The sequence below is a fragment of the Aestuariimicrobium sp. p3-SID1156 genome (assembly GCF_025144225.1).
Classification (GTDB): Bacteria; Actinomycetota; Actinomycetes; order Propionibacteriales; family Propionibacteriaceae; genus Aestuariimicrobium.
On the sequence record NZ_JALXXB010000004.1, the window covers coordinates 179883 to 197355 of the forward strand.

The following is a 17473-nucleotide window of genomic DNA, read 5'->3' on the forward strand; positions in this document are numbered from 1 at the left end:
CTCCAGGCGTCAGGCCGGCTCCGGCAGTCCGAGAGCAGCATGCAGGGCAGCAAGGACGAGTTCCCGCGGAAGGCGGGCGTCCTGTCGGAGCACGGCCAGGCCCTGGACGACCCCCCACAGGTGCGCGAAGTGGACCGGAGCGGGGATGCCGGGGCTGAGCACCCCCTCCTCGATGGTCGCCGCCACGAGGCCGGTGAACCATTCCGCATGGACGGCGACCACCTCCGCCAGGGCGGCGGGCGCATTGCCGGAGCTGTTGATGGCCGGGTCGAAGGCCAGCGCGAAGGCATGGGGGTGCTGCTCGGCCCAGGTCACATAGGCCATGCCGACCGCGATGAGCCGACGGTGCGGGGGGTCCTGGGGGTCAACGGCCGTCCGCTGGGCCTCGACCAGCTCTGACAGGCACTCCGCCGCCACCGCAACCAGCAGCTCCTCGCGGGTGGCGAAGTGGCGGCGCGGTGCCCCGTGGCTCACCCCCAGGTGTTGCGCCAGAGTGCGCAGGCTCAGGGTGTCGCGCGGCTCGGTGCGCAGGTGGTCGCGTCCAGCCTCGATCAGTGCGGTGCGAAGGTCGCCGTGATGGTAGGGCATCTGACTCCTCATGTTGACAGCGTCTACCTTCGCGCCGCAGACTGGGTGCAAGCAAGTAGACAGTGACTACATTGGAGCCGCAATGACACCATGGTGGGCGGGGCAATCGATTCTCGTCACCGGCGCTTCCAGCGGGATCGGGCGGGAGCTGGCACGCGGATTCGCCCGCGACGCGTCCGCTCTCGTGCTGGTCGCACGCCGCATGGACAGGCTGGAGGAACTCGCGCAGGAGTTGCGCAGCGCCCACCCGGAACTGGCCGTGCACCTCGTGCCCGCCGACCTCTCCCGCCAGGAGGAGCGGTCGCGCGTGGTCGCCGAGGTCCGCGAGGCGGTGGGGGAGTTGGACGTGCTGGTCAACAACGCCGGTGTCGGCGACCAGGCCGCCTTCACCGACGCCCAGTGGGACCGACTCGAGCGCGTTGTGGACGTGAACGTCCTGGCCCCGCTGCACCTCACGCATGAGTTCCTCGGGTCGATGGTGGCCCGCGGTCGCGGCGGAGTCCTGACGATGGGTTCAGGCGCCGGTCACGTCGCCATCAAGGAGGCAGCGACCTACTCGGCCAGCAAGCACTTCATCGATGGTCTGATGGAATCCCTGCGGATGGAGCTGGTCGGGACCGGGGCCGTCGCCACCCAGGTCTGCCCCGGACCGGTGCCCACCGAGTTCGACGTGGCAGCAGGCGCTGCCGATGGGTTGAAGGGGCTCCCACCGGTTTTCGAGGTCAGCGCCGAACGCTGTGCGGAGGATGCCCTGGCCGGTTTCGCGCGTCGTCAGGCCATCGTCTACCCGGGGCGCCCCTACCGCGCCCTGATGGGCCTGTTGCCGCTGGTTCCGCGCGCGGTCCTGCGACGTGGGGCCCGCTGACCCTCACTCCGTGAGCAATTCGAGGACTGCCTTCTCCAGGGCGTCCTGACGCGCCTTCGCGCTGCGATGGTGCTTGCGGGCAGCCTCGGCGATCGTCTCCCCTGATTCGTAGTGGTCGATGATGCGCGGGTCGATGTAGGAGGACCGGGCGACGGTCGGCGTATTGCCCAAATAGCTCGAGACCTCCAGCACCGCCTGCTTGATCGCACGTTTCCGGGACGCCTGGCTGTCGCCCTTCTCCTCGCTCAGCGACAGCGCCTCGGCCGCGATCACGGTCGCATGCCAGGTGCGGAAGTCCTTGGCGGTGATGCTGCCACCGAACAGCTCCGAGAGGTAGGTATTCACATCGGACGCCTGGATGCGGCGCCACGTGCGTCCCTCCCTGTGGGCCAGCAGGTGCTGGTCCTCGTCACTGCGCTGGCGCATGGTGTTCAGCGCGGCGACGGCGTCCGGGTCGTCGACCTCGATCGAGTGCGCAATGCCGGACTTGCCCACGAAACTGAACACCAGCGCGTTCCCCCGGGCGCGGACGTGCTGGCGTTCGAGGGTGGTGAGCCCGAAGGAACCGTTGGCGTCGGTGTAGGCGTCGTTGCCGATGCGGAAGTAGCCGACGTCCAGGAGGCGTACGGCGGTGGCGCAGGCCCGCTCCAGCGGCATGCCCTCTCCGGTGAGGTCCTTCTGAATCTGCTTGCGGGCAGTCGGCAGCAGGGTGGCGGCCTCGGTCACCCGGTCGAACTTGGAGCGATCCCGCTTGGTGCGCCAGTCCGGGTGGTAGAGGTACTGGCGACGTCCGGCAGCGTCGGTGCCGGTGGCCTGCAGGTGGCCGTTGGGCAGCGGGCAGATCCACACATCTTTCCAGGCCGGCGGGATCGCGAGTGACTGGACCCGCTCGACGTGCTCCGTGGCGAGGGCATGGCCGCGCTCGTCGCGATAACTGAACCCCCTGCCGGCGCCCTTGCGCGTCCAGCCGGGCATGGAGGGTGAGACCCTTCGCAGGCGTGCCATGCGCACACGCTAACGGCGCTTGCCGGATTCTTCCCGGATTCGCGGAATAGATCGCCCCAGGGGACGGTTGTAGCCAAGGACAACCACTGGCGAAGGGGGAAAAGGGATGCGTCTGTGGCGCCGACTCTTCGTGGACTTCGCCATGCATGACAGCTGCCGGTGTTCGTGAGGCCGTGCCTCAACCCCCCTGCTCGTCCCCCCTTTTCTTCTGAAAGTTGTCGCTCCATGTCCACTTCTGTTGAATCCACCCTGCCCGCGGACGGTTCCGCACCGGCAAGCGACGCCACCCCCGCGAAGAAGCAGCGATTCCCCTTCTGGGCGCAGGTCATTCTCGGTCTGGTCGTCGGAGCCCTCCTCGGCTTCATCGCCCGCCAGTTCTCCCTCGACTGGCTCACCGAGACCCTGACCATCGTCGGCAGCAGCTTCGTCCAGCTGCTCAAGGTCGTCGTGGTGCCCCTGGTCCTGTTCGCACTCGTCGTGAGCATCACCCGACTGCGCCAGGTCACCAATGCCGCCCGCCTCGCCGTTCAGACCCTGGTCTGGTTCGCAATCACCTCGCTCTTGAGCGTCGTCATCGGCATCGCGGTGGGCCTGCTCACCAACCCCGGACGCCGCGCGTCCATCAGCACCGAGGGCGCCAAGGCCGTCTCCACCCAGGGCGGCTGGCTGGACTTCCTCACCTCGATCGTCCCCAGCAACTTCCTGGGCGCAGCGGTCTCGTCGAAGGGCGAGGTCACCGACCAGGCCGTGCAGATCACCAGCACCCTGAGCTTCAACGTGCTGCAGATCGTGGTGCTCGGCATCGCGCTGGGTGCTGCCGCGCTGGCTGTGGGCGCCAAGGCTGACCCCTTCATCGAGTTCAGCGAGTCGGTGCTGGAGGTGCTGCAAAAGCTGGTCTGGTGGATCATCCTGCTCGCCCCCATCGGTTCGGCGGCCCTGATCGGCAAGGCCGTCGCCACCTACGGCTGGGACCTGATCGCCCCGCTGGGCGTCTTCACCCTGGACGTCTACCTCGGTTGCGCCCTGGTGATGTTCGGGCTCTACCCGATCTTGCTGAAGCTGCACGGACTCAGCGTTCGTCAGTTCTTCGCCGGCGCCTGGGACGCCATCACCCTGGCCTTCGTCTCACGCTCCTCGGTCGGCACCCTTCCGCTGACCCGCGCGGCCACCATCCGCCTGGGCGTGCCCAGTGAGTACGCCTCGTTTGCCGCTCCGCTGGGTGCCACCACCAAGATGGACGGTTGCGCCGCGATCTACCCCGCGTTGGCGGCCATCACCGTCGCCCAGCTCTTCGGCGTCCAGCTCGGTATCACCGACTACCTGCTGATCGCCTTCGTCTCGGTGGTGGGCTCGGCCGCGACTGCGGGCCTGACCGGGGCGATCGTGATGCTGACGCTGACCCTGTCGACCCTCGGCCTCCCGCTGGAGGGTGTCGGTCTGCTGCTCGCCGTCGACCCGATCATCGACATGGCCCGCACGGCCACCAATGTGGCTGGCCAGATCCTGGTCCCGGTGCTGGTGTCGGCGCGCAACAAGATCCTGGGTACTGAGCCCTCGGACGCCACCGAGGAGCTGCGGGTGGACGCGGTTCCCGCCACCGCCTGAGTTCTCGGCTCGCGGTCACCCCCGCGAGCCACCTCTCACGCAAACCACCCCATCTTTGTCAGCCCTGCCTGCAATGACAGGCAGGTGTGACAAAGATGGGGTGGTTTGCGTCGCGCGGGGGGGGTCGAGGGGCTGCCGCTCGGGGCGGTCAGCCGGCAGCCTGCTCCCGGATGACGTCCCACTGGTAGGTGTGGTTCTCGCGCCGCAGCTGCATCAGGGTGAGCGTGGGCACCGCCTCCACCTTCTCCGGGACGCCCGAAGCCACCGCCCCCAGCGCGTCCTTCACGGCGGTCGCCTCGGTGGGGGCACTGCAGTAGGCAAGGCTCACGTGCGGCCAGAAGTCACGCCACTCGCGGGCTCCGAGCACCTCGTCGATGGCATCACGCTGCACCTGGTTGAGCTGCATCAGCCAGTCCGAACGCTCGGCGGCCAGCAGCACCCCTTCCTCCTCGACCCGCAGGTGGTCGAACTCGACCCGCGGGGTCTTGAGCGCCGCGAAGTGCTCGAACACCAGCCCGCCGATGGCGTCCAGTTGGGGAGGGGTGACCTGCTCGGTGGCGCCGAGCCCGCTCATCGTCAGGTGCAGCCAGGGCGTCTCGACCGGGTCGAGACCCTCGAAGCCGGCCAGCGCGCGGTGGGCGTCCTCGGAGATCTGCTGCACGGCCGGTGCCTGCTGCATGGTCAGGTGGAAGGCATACTTGCGCATCCCCGGGCGCCATTGCGGGTCGGAGGAGTCCCAGTGACTGCGCATCTCGGTCAGGCCAGCGGCGATGTCGATCCTCATGGGCCCATCGTGGCAGCAACCACCCTAGGCTCGGGGCATGGCAGACGAGATGCTCCAGATTCCCGCGCCCGGTGGCAGGGAGACGGACGGCAGCACGCGCGCGGTCAAGCTCTCCAGCCCGGACAAGGTGCTCTGGCCGGCCGAGGGCATGGCTGATGGGCGTCCGGTGACCAAGCGCGAGCTCGTCGAGTACCTGCTCGCGGTCGCCGAGCCCTTCCTGCTGGCCAACGGCGACCGGCCGATCACGCTGCAGCGCTTCCCCGAGGGTATCGAGGGGGAGGAGTTCTTCAGCAAGCGCCCGCCCCAGGGCAAGCCGGACTTCATCCGCACGGTGATGTGCACCTACCCCTCCGGGCGCCGTCACACCCAACTCGTGCTCCACGAACCCGCCGCCCTCGCCTGGACCGGGCAGATGAGCACGATCACCTTCCACCCCTGGCCGGTCCGGACCGCCAACGTCGACAACCCCGACGAGCTCCGCATCGACCTCGACCCCCAGCCCGGGCGCGACTTCCACGACGCAGTCAAAGCTGCCTTCGGGCTACGCGAGGTGATGACCGAACTGGGCTACACGCCGTTCGTGAAGACCTCCGGCAACCGCGGCGTGCACGTCTTCGCACGCATCACGCCCACGCATGAGTTCCAGGACGTCCGGCACGGCGTCATCGGCATTGCCCGCGAACTCGAGCGCCGCATGCCCGAGCTGGTCACCACCAGCTGGTGGAAGGAGGAACGCGGCGAGAAGGTCTTCGTCGACTTCAACCAGGCCAACCGCGACCGCACCATCGCCGCCGCCTACAGCCCGCGTCCGCTGCCGGGGGCGCCGGTCTCCATGCCCATCCACTGGGACGCCCTGGGCGAGGTGGTCCCCAGTGATTTCACGGTGCGCAGCGTTCCTGCGTGGCTGGCAGAGCACGGCAACGCCTGGCAGGACATGGACCAGCACCCCGGTGACATCACCAAGGCCCTCGCCCTCTGGGAGGCCGACCTGGAACGCGGCCTGGGCGAACTGAACTTCCCACCCGACTATCCGAAGATGCCCGGCGAACCCCCGCGCGTCCAGCCCAGCAAGCGCCGCAAGGACCGCGACGAGGAGGAGTACCTCGCCCCCAAGGCCGAGCGCAATGCGGCCTGGGGGACCGCGATCACCCCGCCGTTCGGCCCGATGCTGGCCAAGCCGGTGAAGAAGTTCCCCAAGCAGCCCTGCCTCTTCGAACCGAAGTGGGACGGCTTCCGCACGCTGATCTGGCGCTCGGGTGACATGGTCGAGCTGGGTTCGCGCAATTCGCGTCCGATGACCCGGTACTTCCCCGAGCTGGTCGAGGCGATCCAGCAACATCTCCCCGAGCACTGCTGCATTGACGGGGAGATCATCATGATCGACCCCGAGTCCGGTGACCGCCTCAACTTCGACCTGCTCCAGCAGCGGATCCACCCAGCGGCCAGCCGCATCACCAAGCTCTCCACGGAGGCTCCGGCCAGCTTCGTGGCCTTCGACGTGCTGGCGATCGGGATGGAGAACTACACCGTGCGGCCCTTCGAGGAACGCCGCCAGGCACTCGAGGACGCGCTCAAGGACGCGCAACCGCCGGTCTACCTGACCCCCGCGACCCGCGACGAGGAACTCGCCAAGGACTGGTTCACCCAGTTCGAGGGCGCCGGGCTGGACGGGGTGATCGCCAAACCGCTCGACCTGCTCTACGAGGAGGACAAGCGGGTGATGTACAAGCTCAAGCACGAGCGCACCGCCGACTGCGTGGTCGCCGGCTACCGGCTCTACAAGGAAACCGAGGACGCCATCGGCTCCCTGCTGCTCGGGCTGTATGACGAGGAGGGGGTACTGCATTCGGTCGGGGTGATCGGCGCCTTCCCGATGGAACGACGCCGTGAGCTCTTCGAGGAATTGCAGCCGCTGGTCACCGGCTTCGAGGACCATCCGTGGTCGTGGGCGGGGGAGGAAGCCCAGCGAACGCCGACCTCCAGCCAGCACAGCCGGTGGAACGCGACCAAGGACCTCTCCTTCGTGCCGCTGCGTCCCGAGCGCGTGGTCGAGGTGCGCTATGACCATATGGAGGGCAACCGTTTCCGGCACACCGCGCAGTGGGTCGGCTGGCGTCCGGACCGCGACCCGGAGTCCTGCACCTACGAGCAACTCGAGGAACCAGTCAGCTACGACCTGGCCGACATCCTCGACCTGTGAACACGGCCCGCCTCAGACCCGGTGGGAGCCCCCTCCGCGTAGGGTGGGGGCATGGCTGAGCAGCGGCGCATCCGCGTGGGGGATGCCGAACGAGAAGTAACCCTGACGGCGCTGCAGGAGGCCCATGCCGCCGGTCGATTGGAACTGTCCGAGCTCGACGAGCGTCAGGCACTGGTGCTCCAGTCCCGTGACGCGGACGACCAGAGGCCGAGTGCCTGAGGGCGACGCCGTCTGGCGGACCGCGGCAAGGCTGAACGAGGCGCTGGCCGGGCGTCCGATCACCGAATGGGAACTGCGCTGGGGCGAACTGGGGGCCTCTGACAAGCGCGGAGGCACCACCATCGAGGTCGTCCCACACGGCAAGCACATCCTCCATCGACTCGACGACGGCTGGACCCTGCACAGCCACCTGCGCATGGAGGGCCGCTGGTCGGTGGTCGAACGCCCGAAAGTCACCGCGCGCAACCGGCGCGACCCCTGGATCCGGGCGCTGGTCGGCACGGCTGAATCGGTGGCGCTGGGCAGGCAACTGGGCATGCTCAACCTGGTCCGCACCGACCGCGAGGAGGCCCTGGTCGGGCACCTCGGCCCCGACCTGCTCGGGTCCGACTGGGACGCCGAGGAGGCCCTGCGTCGGTTGCGCTCCCATCCCGATGCTGAGTTGGGCGCGGCACTGTTGGACCAGACCAACCTGGCCGGGATCGGCACCATGTGGGCGGCCGAGATCTGCTTTTTGGAGAAGGTGAACCCCTGGACGCCCACCGGGGCCCTCGACGATGCCGCGCTGGCAAGGGTCGTGGCACGGGCCCATCGGCTGCTCAACGGGACGCTGAAGTTCAAGGGGTCGGTGTCGACCGGAAACTGGCGTGACCCGCTCTACATCTACGGCAAACCCGGACGCCCATGCCCGAGGTGCGCGGCGCCGATCCGCAAGGCGTCCATCGGAAAGGCGCCGACCCAGCGCGAGCTGTACTACTGCGCGGTCTGTGCCCCGCGGCCTGACAGCGAGCCGGAGAAGACCAGGATCCCGACCGCGTAGACCGGAACCAGCCACAGGGCCCGCTGCAGCGTCAAGGCGTCGGCCAGGGCGCCCACGATGGGCGGGCTGACGAAGAAGCCGATGCGGGCGAGCCAGCCGACCAGGGTGATCCCGACGCCATGGGGCAATCCGGGCATGTCATCGGCGGCGCGGAAAGCGGCGGGGAACAGCGTGGCCACCCCCCAGCCGGCCATCGCGAAGCCGATCATGGTGGTCACCGAAGAGGGGAACAGCAGCGCGAAGCTCATCCCCACCCCCGAAATCAGCGCCCCAAGCCGCGCAGTCAGGCGGTCGCCGAGACGGTTGACCACCGCGTCACCGGTGAAGCGTCCGATGGTCTGGGCGCCTTGCAACGCGACGAAGGCGAGCCCGGCGACGAAGGGAGCGGCACCAAAGGCGGTGGTCATGTAGAGCGCACCCCAGGTGTTGCCGGCGTCCTCGGTGGACCCGGCAAAGACCAGCACCATGCCAAGGGCAAGCACCAGGAACAGGGCACGGATGCTCATCCCGGCGACCCGCCTGCCGGTAAACCTCGTGTCAACGGGGATGTCGCCAGCCGACCCGGGAGTGGCCCCCGCGACTTCGGTGCGTTCGGTGGAGTCATGGCAGGGCAGCATGAACCGGCGTCCCATCAAAGCGGCGGAGCCGAAGATCAGCACACCGAGCGCACCCTGGGCCCACAGCGGCAGCCCAATCTGCGCGGCGGCGGCGCCAAAGAGTCCGCCGGTCACCGCTCCCAGGGACCACCAGCCGTGGTAGCTGTTCATGATCGATCGGCCGTAGCGACGCTCGACGCGCATGCCGTGGGCGTTCATGGCGATGTCGGTGATGGCGTCCGCAGCGGAGGCAAACATCAACGAACCGGCCAGCCACAGCCACGAGTTCGAGAGGTAGATCAGCAGGTGAACGGTGGACGCCAGCACCTGCGCGAGGACCGAGACCGATGCGGACCCGAACTTGCGCATCAGCGGTGCCGCCGCCAGACCGGCGAGCAGACCCCCGATCGGCCCGAGCCCGACCGCCAGACCGAAGGCGGTCTTGGACAGCCCGATGGAGTGCACCATCTCGGGGTAGCGCGGCAGGATCGCGCAGAACGAGGCGCCGTTGAGGAAGAAGATCAGCGAGACGGCCAGACGGGCGCGGCGGGCGTCGCGTGGGGGAGCAGAAGGAGGCATCCCCCCGAAGTATTCCTTTGTTTCGTAGCGCAATCAATTACCTCCCGAGCGTCCATGCGGACGCGCCGGGAGGCGATGAGTTCAGGCGAGCGGCGGGTGCTCAGACGAGCACCGACCGGGTGGACGGGCCGAAGGTCAGTCGACCTTCTTGTCGGCGTCCAGGGCAGCCTTGGCCGCGGCCTCGGCGCTGGTTTCGCCCTGGGTGGCGAGCTTGCCGGCGTCGTCCTCCATGTGGGCGCGGATGAACCACTGAAACTTCTCCAACTCGGCGACCTGGGCGATCAGCATGTCCTGGGTGATCAGGTCGATGTCCTCGGACTCCTCGATGAGGGCGCGATGATCCTCGATGATGCCGCTGTAGACGATGTCGAGGGCACCGAGATGCTCGGCGGCCTGGGCCTGTCCGATGGGGTAGTCGTCCCAGGTGCGGTTCTCGACCAGGGCGCCGGGGCAGCCATTGGGGGCAACGCCCATGGTGGCCATCCGCTCGGCGATGACGTCGACCATGGCGCGCACAGCCTCAACCTGCGGGTCGAGCATCTCGTGGACGCCGATGAACTTCGGGCCGAGGATGTTCCAGTGCGCGTGCTTCAGCGTGAGGTGGAGGTCATTGAGTGCGTAGAGCCGCATCTGCAGCTTCTCCGCCAGGCCCTGGCCCTCCTTGAGCGGGACGCCTGGGACGGTGAACGACTTGCGCGCCGGGGTCGATTCCTTCGCCGGGGTGCTCTTCTGGGTGCTCTTCGTCGTAGCCATGTCCTTACGTTAGGACGCCCAGCGCCAGCCCGCTGGAGTTCTGTGCCGACGTCACCTTTGGGGTGAGGTGGGGCCGGGGAGGCGAGGGCCGGAACCTTTCGCGCTGGGGCGAAAGGTTCCGGCCAGATCCGGTCAGCTCTCCGCTGTCCAGCCCAAATCGCGCCAGATCGCGGCCAGGTTCGACAGCAGGTGGACGTTGTAGTCCACGCCGAGCTGGGACGGGAGCGCGAACAGCACGTAGTCGGCGGCCATGATCGCCTCGTCGGCGGTGAACATCTCGGCCACCTCCTCCGGCTCCCCGACATACGACGGCCCGCTGCGGGCAGCTGATCCATCCAGGAACCCGACGCCGTCCGAGCTGCCCTGCTCGCGCAGGAAGTAGCGGTGGTCATCCTCGTTCACCAGCGGGAAGGCGCTCCGGGTCACCGCAGCCAGGCCGGCACCCGAGCCGTCCTCGAAACCGGCCTCGGCCCGAGCCGCGCGGTACTGCGCGATCTGGTCGGCCTGCTGGACGTGGAACGGACGCCCATCATCCTGCAGCAGGAGGGTCGACGACAACAGGTTCATCCCCTGCTGACCAGCCCAGACACCGGTCGGGGTCGACCCGGCTCCCCACCACAGCCGCTCACCCAGCGCCGGGGAGTGCGGCTCGATCGGCAGGTCCGGCTCGCGTCCCCAGTCCATGGCCCGCTGGGAATGGGCCACCGGCTCTCCGGCGATCGCTCGGCGGATCAGGGCAGTCCGCTCCCGGGTCACCGAGTTCCAGGACTCGCCGTCCTCCAGCGTGTAGCCGAAGGCGGCCTGGCCGTCAGCCGCCGGTTCGGGCGATCCGCGGCTGACGCCCAACTGCAGGCGTCCACCACTCAACAGGTCGAGCGCGGACGCCTCTGAGGCCAGATACAGCGGGTTCTCATAGCGCATGTCGGGGTTGCAACACTCGTCCACGTAAGCTTGGTTGCATGGTCGAACTGGTAGCGCTGAGGAAGACGAACGAGGTGGCGGCCTACGTCCGCGCCTCCATGGACCGCAAAGGCGACCGCTGGACGGTCGATACACAACTGAGGAAGATCAGGGCATTGGCCGAGGCCAAGGACTGGAACGTGGTCGAGGTCTACGAGGACAACGCGGTGTCGGCGACGAAGAAGCGTCGAGCTGGCACCCGCTGGGCCGAGATGTTGGACGACGCCCGAGCAGGTCGATTCTCGATGGTCGTCGCCGTGGACATGGACCGACTGCTGCGGAGCACGAAGGACCTCAACACGCTGATCGACCTCGGCCTGCGCGTCGTCACAGTGGACGGCGAGATCGACCTCTCGACGGCCGACGGAGAGTTCCGAGCGACGATGCTCGCCGCTCTCGCCCGGTTCGAGGCTCGACGCAAGGCGGAGCGGCAGATCAGGTCGAACGAGCGCCGCCGCGCCGAAGGCATCCCGGCGTCCACCTGGAAGGCGTTCGGTTGGACGAGGGAGGGCGAGCTGATCGAGGAGGAGGCCGCCGCAGTTCGGCGGGCCTTCGATGCGTTCCTCGGTGAGCCGTCGCTGTCGATCCGTCGCATCCGGGAGGACTTGAACAGCGCTGGCCACCTCACCGCCCGCGGGTCGGAGTTCTCCGTCGATGCTGTGCGGTATCTGCTGGCGAACTCGCTCTACGCTGGCTTCATCCGCCACTACAAGACCGGCGAGCTGTACCCGGTGCAGGGCGAGGCGTTCCCGCCCATCGTCGGCGAGCAGACGTGGCGGGCCGCGGTGGCGAAGCTGGAGGACAACGTGCGGAGGTCGGCGAGGCAGGGCAATCAGCCGAAGTACCTCCTGTCCACGATCGGCCTCTGTGGGAAGTGCGGCGCGACGCTCGTCTCGGGGACGAACAGCCGCAAGCAGCCGACGTACCGTTGTGGCGAGCAGTTCCATCTCACCCGCCAGCGCGAGCCCGTCGATGCGATGGTCACCGAGGCGGTGCTCACGCGCCTGTCGTCCGTGGACGTGCACGACCTCGTGATGCCGCAGGAAGCCGCCGGGCCGGATCGCGAGGAACTGCTGACCGAACGGAACGCCCTGGTCGAGCGGGTGAAGGAGCTGAGCCCGCTGCTGCGCGACATCCATCAGCCGGTCCTGGAGATCACGGCGGCGATCAACGACGTGAAGGCTCGCATCGACGAGATCGACGCGGAGCTGCTCGACCGCTCGGTGTCGGTGGCGGCGAAGCTGCTGGCGGAGGTCGATGAGCCGGTCGGCACCGCGGAGCGCCGCGAGGTTGTCGAGTCGAAGTGGAAGGCGTTGGACATGGACCGTCGCCGGATGCTCGTGGACGAGCTGGTGACGGTGACCATCGAGCCCATCATGCCGGGTCACGTGAAGTTCGACCCCGATCTCGTGCGGATCGAGCCGAGACGCGACTGACTCATGACTCGACTCGTCATTGCACTGGTGAGTCGAGTCATGGAAGAATGGTTGCAGACAAGAAGATCCCACCGGGGCCGCGACTTACAAGCGCGGGGTTCTGCTCCCGGATGAGTAGCCGGTCAAACAGCCCAATTACCGTGGCGGGGAACCGGAAGATACTCATGTCTGAGGACTTCCGATGTCTGTCGTTATCGACGTTCCCCGCGCATCCGCGCTCGTCCGCCCTGGCCTCGATCAGGGCTCCGCTCCTTCTCCGCAGGCAGACGGCCACGATCCCGTCATCGCCGCCGCCCGCGCCGCTGGCCGCCGAGCCGGTGAGCGCCTGGCACTCACTCCGCTGACCCCGCGCCAGCGCGCCGCCGTTGCCTCTGTGATGGGCGGTGGTCGCTGATGAGCGCGAACTCCGCCGCCTTCGATCACTTGACCGGCTTCCGCTGGCGTCAGGGCGACCCGTCCCTCGCCGACGCCGAGGCCCAGCTCTACGACCTCGGCGTGCTCCGCTCTGTGCTGGAGGAGGCCGTCGAGATCGCCGTCGCCGACGCCCGAGCCGATGGGGTGACCTGGGCCAGGATCGGCGACGCCCTCGGCGTCACGCATCAGGCTGTCATCAAGCGCTACGGCCGGGGCGGTGGTCGCTGATGTACGCCGACGCACGCAACCTCAGCACCGCTCCCACCAACCTGACCCCGCCCGGAGGGCCTGGCCTGGCACCCGCCGAAGGCGGGCTGCCCGTCGTCGTGATGGCTGCCCGTAGCCGTGCTTCGCACTCCAAGAGTTACGAGACCCTCATTCGTTCCTACGGGCGCGGCAAGGGCTTGTCGATTGCCGCGCCTTGCAACAACATGCCTGGTCAGCGGCCTGTTCCGCCCTCGCTCCGTCGCGTGGTCCCGCGGGATCATATGGGGTCTCATTTGGGGGTCAATAGGGGGTCATTTAGGCGCCGCACTCCCTCTGAGGCCCTCCGCGCCGCCCGCGGCGGGGGTGGTCGCCGTGGCTAAGCAGGAGAACAACCCGACGAGCATCGGGCTCACGCAGTACCTCGATCCGTCGTACTGGGCCTGGGCTGCCGAGGACCCGAACGGGGCCGCGCTGCTCCAGCAGGGTGCCGAGGCGATCCTCGCCTACGTGGTGCAGCGGCTCGAGGCAAACGGCTGCCAGGTCGTCGAGGCCTACGGCATCGTGCACGACAAGGACGAGCGCGAGGTCTGGAGTGACACGGAGAAGGCCCTGGTGGTCGAACCGAAGCCCGAGCACCTGCACGCCGTGATCAAGTTCGCCAGCCGTGCGAAGAGTGCGCCGCTGGATCGGCTCGCGTTCGGCATCGGCGTCGAGCCCCAGTACGTCGAGAAGCCTGGCCGCGGGCGGTACGCCTTCGACAACATGCTGTCGTATCTGACGCACGTGAAGTACGCGGACAAGCACCAGTACGCGCCTTCGGAGGTCGCCACGGTGCGTGGGCCTGACTACCTCGGGATCGACGCCCAGCGCCGGGAGACGTGGCTGAAGGGCCGCGCCCACGTGAAGAAGAAGATCGTCGCCGAGAACTTCGAGGACATGCGGGAGCGCGTTCTCCAAGGTGAGATCACGCGGGATCAGATCATGCTCACGGACGAGCTGTTCGATATCTACTCGCGGCATCAGCGGGAGATCGACGACGCGCTGTCGGCCTACGGCCAGCGTCGCGCATACCGGGCGGCGGCGAAGCTGCGCGCCGGTGAGTTCTCGACGCACGTGGTGTTCGTCCATGGGGATGCCGGGATCGGCAAGACCCGGTTCGCCACGGACTTCATTACCGAGGCGATCAACGCGGCGAACGCGCACGGCGAGCGGTGGCAGGTCTACCGGGCCGCGACGGGGAACCCGCTTGATGACTGGCGGGGCGAGGAAGTGCTGCTGCTGGACGATCTGCGGGCCTCGGCGATGGATGCGAACGACTGGCTGCTGCTGCTCGATCCGTACAACGCCTCGCCTGCGAAGGCCCGCTACAAGAACAAGGGCGAGGTCGCCCCGCGCCTCATCGTCATCACGGCGACGATCGAGCCCGTCGAGTTCTTCTACTACGCCCGCCAGAAGGGCAACGTGGACGAGGCGCTGGACCAGTTCATCCGCCGGCTGGCCTCGGTCGTGAAGGTCTATCGTGCCGACGACATCAATCGTTACCTCGTGCAGCACATCGGGAAGATCGAGCCCTACGAGTGGCACCAGTGCAGCGTTCCGACCGCCGCGCACACGCCCGGTATGTACGGCAACGCGTACCACCAGAACGTCGGGTCGCGGGAACTGACCTACGGCCCGGAGACCTCGGCCGAACATGATGCGGAGGGCGCGGTTGCTGAGCTGCTGGGTGGGCTCGCGGTGCGGAGCCCTGACGTGCCGCTGGCGCTGATCGGAGGTGCCGCATGAGCACCGAACGCGATGCGCTCTTCCAGGGGGTCGAGGGGGCCGGAGGCCCCTCGCAAGCAGCCGGGGAGGACATGAGCGCCAGCGAAACGTCCGACACGGCTACTGCTTGCCACTCTGGCGTACAGGTGGAGCAGCAGACCGACTCCCAGGTGAACACCGGTCGGGCTGATGCGGAGGCTGTGCGCCAGAGTCACGGCGGCGCGAAGCGTCGTCGTGGGGGCGGCGGGAGGCTCGACACCCGCTTCGATGACGCCACGCTCGCGGCGCTTCGCACTCGTGCGAAGCGGCTCGGGCTGGCTCCGAGCACGTGGGTGCGGACCGTCGTGCGCGATGCCCTGCACGCCTCTCGGAGCGAGGAGCTGGATGCCGCCGTGGCCGCGCAGCTGCTCGGGGTCGAGGAGCGCGTGCAGGCGTCTGCTGATGCTCGGGAGCTGGCCGCCCAGGTGCGCCCGCTCGCGATCAACGTCAACGACCTGGACCGCCGTGCTCGCGCGGGTGAGCCGGTGGCGCTGTCGGCGGAGGTGCCCGAGCTGATCGAGCTGCTGCACGAGGTCCGCGCGCTGCTCGGGGATCGGGCGGCCTCATGAGCACGACGCATTACAGTCCGAGCGCCAACGCCGCCGACACCGAGCGCTACATCCGGGGCAAGGAGGACGAGCGCGGCGTCGCGATCACGGGCGACGTGCCGGGAGGCCCCGGCGCGTTCTCGGCGCGCGCCCGCGCGCTCACCCAGAACACGAAGCGTGACGTCGAGGCGCTGCACTACAGGCAGTCGTTCAGCGACGACGAGTTCGACCCAAAGAATCCTGAGGACGTGCAGCGGGTGAACGATCTGGGTTACCAGCTCGCGAAGAAGATGCACCCCAACGCGGACTGCCTCGTGGTGAGCCATGTGGACGGACGCGGGAAGAAGCCGCACAACCACATCTTGGTCATCAACCACAGCAATCGGACGGGGAAGGCGCTCTCGGACTATCGCACGTTCCACGACCGCAAGGCCGGGAACCAGCGGGGCGTTCAGTCAGCGAACGACGAGCTCATGCGCGAGCACGGTCTCTCGGTCGTGAAGCGTCTGGAGCACGCGCCGAAGGACTGGGAGCTGCGCCGCGAGGACTTCGCCGAGGGCGGGCTCGACCGCGAGATGGGCGACCGGATGAGCGCCGCCCTGGCTGATCCCCGTGCGGTGGACAAGGCCGGTCTCGAAGCGGTGATCGAGGAGCAGAACCAGCAGCTCGGCGATGACGGGGAGCGGGTGCCGCGGATGCGGTTGCACAGCCCCGTCAGCAAGAAGGGCAAGCGCGCCGGGCAGGAGACCTGGACGCTCTACATCGAGGACCGCCGCGGCGAGTCCGGACGCGCCGAGCGCCGCAAGCGCGCGAGCGCACTCTCGGCGGACTTCACCCCGGAGGGCGCGCAGGCGTTCTTCGACTATCACCAGCAGCAGGAGGAGCAGGAACATGAGCGCAGCGCTCGACAGGCTGAAGCAGCAGAACGCGCAGAGCGGATCGCAGCAGCAGCTCGACAGTCCGGAGACGATGGAGGCGTTGACCTCGATCCTCGCCGCCGTCGAGGCGCAGAACGCGAGGCTCGACCGGCTGGCCGAGCAGCAGAAGAAGCTCGCAGGGTTCGTGAAGGTCATGGACGAGGAGACGACGAGGCGGCTGGAGCGGATCACGGCCTCGGCGTCGACCTCCTCGCCCTCCAGCGACGCGTCCGCGAGGATCGCGAGTATCGAGAGCAGGCTGAACGAGATCGCGAGCACGCTCGGCGAGTTCGCGCAGAGTCTCAACGGCGAGAGCTTGAACGCCGCGTCGCAGAGCTTGGTCGCGGAGGCGCAGAGGAATCACGCGGCTACGGCATCGGCGATTGAGGGGCTCAAGGCGCAGGCCGCGGCGAACCAGAAGCTCGTCAGCCAGGTCGGCGGCGCGGTGCAGCGGATCGAAAAGCGCACCGAGGAGCGAGTCGTGAAGGCCGTCGAACAGGTCGCCGGGGAGGCGTCTGCCACGATCGCGGCAAACCTCGACGCATCGAACGAGCGCGCCGAGCGGATCATCGCTGCCACGGCGAAGCTGGAGGCCCGTCAGCTCTGGTCGGCCGCCGCCGCGATGTGCCTCGCACTCCTGCCGGTGGTGGTGGTCGTCGCCGGGCTCTGGATGGGCATCGCTGGGCTCATCACAGGCGCTCAGTGGGCGCTGGACGTGGACGGTAGCGTGTGGCTCGGGATCGGGCGCTGGCTCGTGATCGCCGCGGGCCTCGCGGCGGCCGGCTACGGGGTCTTCGCGTCCGTCCGCTGGGTTGCTGGCCTCGTGGAGACCTGGAAGGGTCGCGGGATGCCGACGTGGCCGAACTGGCGACGATGACTGGAGCCACTCGAACTACTGACCCCGGTCAGTAGTCGAACGATTGCCGCAGCAGCCGGTCGAGCGACGTCGGTGCCGCCGCAGTCGCCGGAGGACGATCGCCGCTGTGACGGCCACCCCGACTGCGATCCCGGCACCGATGAGCCAAGGGTTGCCGAGGAAACCTCCGATACCTGCGAGGGCTCCGCCCGCGGCGAGGAGAGGCAGGCCGCAGCAGATCAGCAGCGGAAGCGCGCAGCATGCCAACAGGAGCAAGCCCGTCCCAGCACCGACAAGCACGCCCGCGCGATGCGAGTC

Annotated in this window: 18 protein-coding genes; 12 read left to right on the forward strand and 6 right to left on the reverse strand. The window is 68.2% G+C overall.

Annotation, left to right across the window (positions count from 1 at the left end):
* Positions 1–9 precede the first annotated feature (9 nt).
* Entirely contained in the window at positions 10–588 is a 579-nt protein-coding gene (locus tag M3G03_RS07215) for a TetR/AcrR family transcriptional regulator (RefSeq protein WP_259809012.1), read from the reverse strand.
* Positions 589–670: 82 nt separating this feature from the next.
* On the opposite strand from M3G03_RS07215, the gene M3G03_RS07220 reads away from it, so the two are divergent.
* A complete protein-coding gene (locus M3G03_RS07220) occupies positions 671–1453 on the forward strand; it encodes an SDR family oxidoreductase (RefSeq protein ID WP_259809013.1) in 783 nt (260 codons plus the stop codon).
* A gap of 3 nt (positions 1454–1456) precedes the next feature.
* On the opposite strand, the gene M3G03_RS07225 is transcribed toward M3G03_RS07220, so the two are convergent.
* Entirely contained in the window at positions 1457–2458 is a 1002-nt protein-coding gene (locus tag M3G03_RS07225; RefSeq protein ID WP_259809014.1) for a DNA topoisomerase IB, read from the reverse strand.
* A gap of 225 nt (positions 2459–2683) precedes the next feature.
* Here M3G03_RS07225 and M3G03_RS07230 point away from each other — a divergent pair, with 225 nt between their 5' ends.
* A complete protein-coding gene (locus M3G03_RS07230) occupies positions 2684–4063 on the forward strand; it encodes a dicarboxylate/amino acid:cation symporter (RefSeq protein WP_259809016.1) in 1380 nt (459 codons plus the stop codon).
* Positions 4064–4211: 148 nt separating this feature from the next.
* Here the strand turns inward: M3G03_RS07230 and M3G03_RS07235 are convergent, their stop codons facing one another.
* A complete protein-coding gene (locus M3G03_RS07235; RefSeq protein ID WP_259809017.1) occupies positions 4212–4847 on the reverse strand; it encodes a 2'-5' RNA ligase family protein in 636 nt (211 codons plus the stop codon).
* A gap of 37 nt (positions 4848–4884) precedes the next feature.
* Between M3G03_RS07235 and M3G03_RS12855 the strand changes: the two genes are divergently transcribed.
* The 3 genes from M3G03_RS12855 to M3G03_RS07255 are packed head-to-tail and all read left to right on the forward strand — an operon-like array spanning position 4885 to position 8086.
* Positions 4885–7047 carry an ATP-dependent DNA ligase gene (locus tag M3G03_RS12855; protein ID WP_311197505.1) on the forward strand — a complete coding sequence of 721 codons (2163 nt, stop codon included), beginning with the start codon at positions 4885–4887 and terminating at the stop codon, positions 7045–7047.
* A 51-nt stretch (positions 7048–7098) separates the two neighbouring features.
* A complete protein-coding gene (locus M3G03_RS07250; protein WP_259809018.1) occupies positions 7099–7266 on the forward strand; it encodes a DUF1707 domain-containing protein in 168 nt (55 codons plus the stop codon).
* Complete coding sequence (locus tag M3G03_RS07255; RefSeq protein ID WP_259809019.1) at positions 7259–8086, forward strand: DNA-formamidopyrimidine glycosylase family protein; 828 nt, start codon at positions 7259–7261, stop codon at positions 8084–8086. The genes M3G03_RS07250 and M3G03_RS07255 overlap by 8 nt, the downstream gene beginning before the upstream one ends.
* On the opposite strand, the gene M3G03_RS07260 is transcribed toward M3G03_RS07255, so the two are convergent.
* The 3 genes from M3G03_RS07260 to M3G03_RS07270 all read right to left on the reverse strand — a co-directional run bounded on the left by M3G03_RS07260 (position 8020) and on the right by M3G03_RS07270 (position 10959).
* Positions 8020–9261, reverse strand: a complete 1242-nt coding sequence (locus M3G03_RS07260; protein ID WP_259809020.1) for an MFS transporter — start codon at positions 9259–9261, stop codon at positions 8020–8022. The genes M3G03_RS07255 and M3G03_RS07260 overlap by 67 nt on opposite strands.
* Before the next feature lie 135 nt (positions 9262–9396).
* Positions 9397–10014 (reverse strand): Dps family protein, encoded by a 618-nt coding sequence (locus M3G03_RS07265; RefSeq protein WP_259809021.1) that lies wholly within the window; start codon positions 10012–10014, stop codon positions 9397–9399.
* Between the two features lie 132 nt (positions 10015–10146).
* Positions 10147–10959 carry an LLM class flavin-dependent oxidoreductase gene (locus M3G03_RS07270; RefSeq protein WP_259809022.1) on the reverse strand — a complete coding sequence of 271 codons (813 nt, stop codon included), beginning with the start codon at positions 10957–10959 and terminating at the stop codon, positions 10147–10149.
* A gap of 14 nt (positions 10960–10973) precedes the next feature.
* Between M3G03_RS07270 and M3G03_RS07275 the strand changes: the two genes are divergently transcribed.
* The 7 genes from M3G03_RS07275 to M3G03_RS07305 all read left to right on the forward strand — a co-directional run bounded on the left by M3G03_RS07275 (position 10974) and on the right by M3G03_RS07305 (position 17176).
* Positions 10974–12410 carry a recombinase family protein gene (locus M3G03_RS07275; protein WP_070708917.1) on the forward strand — a complete coding sequence of 479 codons (1437 nt, stop codon included), beginning with the start codon at positions 10974–10976 and terminating at the stop codon, positions 12408–12410.
* Positions 12411–12591: 181 nt separating this feature from the next.
* Positions 12592–12804, forward strand: coding sequence for a hypothetical protein (locus M3G03_RS07280; protein WP_080555871.1), 213 nt, complete (start codon positions 12592–12594; stop codon positions 12802–12804).
* Positions 12804–13052: a hypothetical protein gene (locus M3G03_RS07285; protein WP_007321353.1), complete on the forward strand. Its 249-nt coding sequence runs from the start codon at positions 12804–12806 to the stop codon at positions 13050–13052. The genes M3G03_RS07280 and M3G03_RS07285 overlap by 1 nt, the downstream gene beginning before the upstream one ends.
* Positions 13053–13394: 342 nt before the next feature.
* Entirely contained in the window at positions 13395–14816 is a 1422-nt protein-coding gene (locus M3G03_RS07290) for a Rep family protein (RefSeq protein ID WP_311197508.1), read from the forward strand.
* On the forward strand, positions 14813–15403 hold the full coding sequence (locus M3G03_RS07295; RefSeq protein WP_010079211.1) for a hypothetical protein: 591 nt from the start codon (positions 14813–14815) through the stop codon (positions 15401–15403). The genes M3G03_RS07290 and M3G03_RS07295 overlap by 4 nt, the downstream gene beginning before the upstream one ends.
* Complete coding sequence (locus tag M3G03_RS07300) at positions 15400–16686, forward strand: relaxase/mobilization nuclease domain-containing protein (RefSeq protein ID WP_024034594.1); 1287 nt, start codon at positions 15400–15402, stop codon at positions 16684–16686. The genes M3G03_RS07295 and M3G03_RS07300 overlap by 4 nt, the downstream gene beginning before the upstream one ends.
* On the forward strand, positions 16616–17176 hold the full coding sequence (locus tag M3G03_RS07305; protein ID WP_225348370.1) for a hypothetical protein: 561 nt from the start codon (positions 16616–16618) through the stop codon (positions 17174–17176). The genes M3G03_RS07300 and M3G03_RS07305 overlap by 71 nt, the downstream gene beginning before the upstream one ends.
* Positions 17177–17473 lie beyond the last annotated feature (297 nt).

Coding starts and splice junctions, on each gene's coding strand:
- M3G03_RS12855 (WP_311197505.1), top strand. CDS start 4,885: ATGGCAGACGAGATGCTCCAGATTCCCGCGCCCGGTGGCAGGGAGACG.
- M3G03_RS07280 (WP_080555871.1), top strand. CDS start 12,592: ATGTCTGTCGTTATCGACGTTCCCCGCGCATCCGCGCTCGTCCGCCCT.
- M3G03_RS07220 (WP_259809013.1), top strand. CDS start 671: ATGACACCATGGTGGGCGGGGCAATCGATTCTCGTCACCGGCGCTTCC.
- M3G03_RS07225 (WP_259809014.1), bottom strand. CDS start 2,458: ATGGCACGCCTGCGAAGGGTCTCACCCTCCATGCCCGGCTGGACGCGC.
- M3G03_RS07300 (WP_024034594.1), top strand. CDS start 15,400: ATGAGCACGACGCATTACAGTCCGAGCGCCAACGCCGCCGACACCGAG.
- M3G03_RS07295 (WP_010079211.1), top strand. CDS start 14,813: ATGAGCACCGAACGCGATGCGCTCTTCCAGGGGGTCGAGGGGGCCGGA.
- M3G03_RS07260 (WP_259809020.1), bottom strand. CDS start 9,261: ATGCCTCCTTCTGCTCCCCCACGCGACGCCCGCCGCGCCCGTCTGGCC.
- M3G03_RS07265 (WP_259809021.1), bottom strand. CDS start 10,014: ATGGCTACGACGAAGAGCACCCAGAAGAGCACCCCGGCGAAGGAATCG.
- M3G03_RS07285 (WP_007321353.1), top strand. CDS start 12,804: ATGAGCGCGAACTCCGCCGCCTTCGATCACTTGACCGGCTTCCGCTGG.
- M3G03_RS07215 (WP_259809012.1), bottom strand. CDS start 588: ATGCCCTACCATCACGGCGACCTTCGCACCGCACTGATCGAGGCTGGA.
- M3G03_RS07235 (WP_259809017.1), bottom strand. CDS start 4,847: ATGAGGATCGACATCGCCGCTGGCCTGACCGAGATGCGCAGTCACTGG.
- M3G03_RS07250 (WP_259809018.1), top strand. CDS start 7,099: ATGGCTGAGCAGCGGCGCATCCGCGTGGGGGATGCCGAACGAGAAGTA.
- M3G03_RS07275 (WP_070708917.1), top strand. CDS start 10,974: ATGGTCGAACTGGTAGCGCTGAGGAAGACGAACGAGGTGGCGGCCTAC.
- M3G03_RS07230 (WP_259809016.1), top strand. CDS start 2,684: ATGTCCACTTCTGTTGAATCCACCCTGCCCGCGGACGGTTCCGCACCG.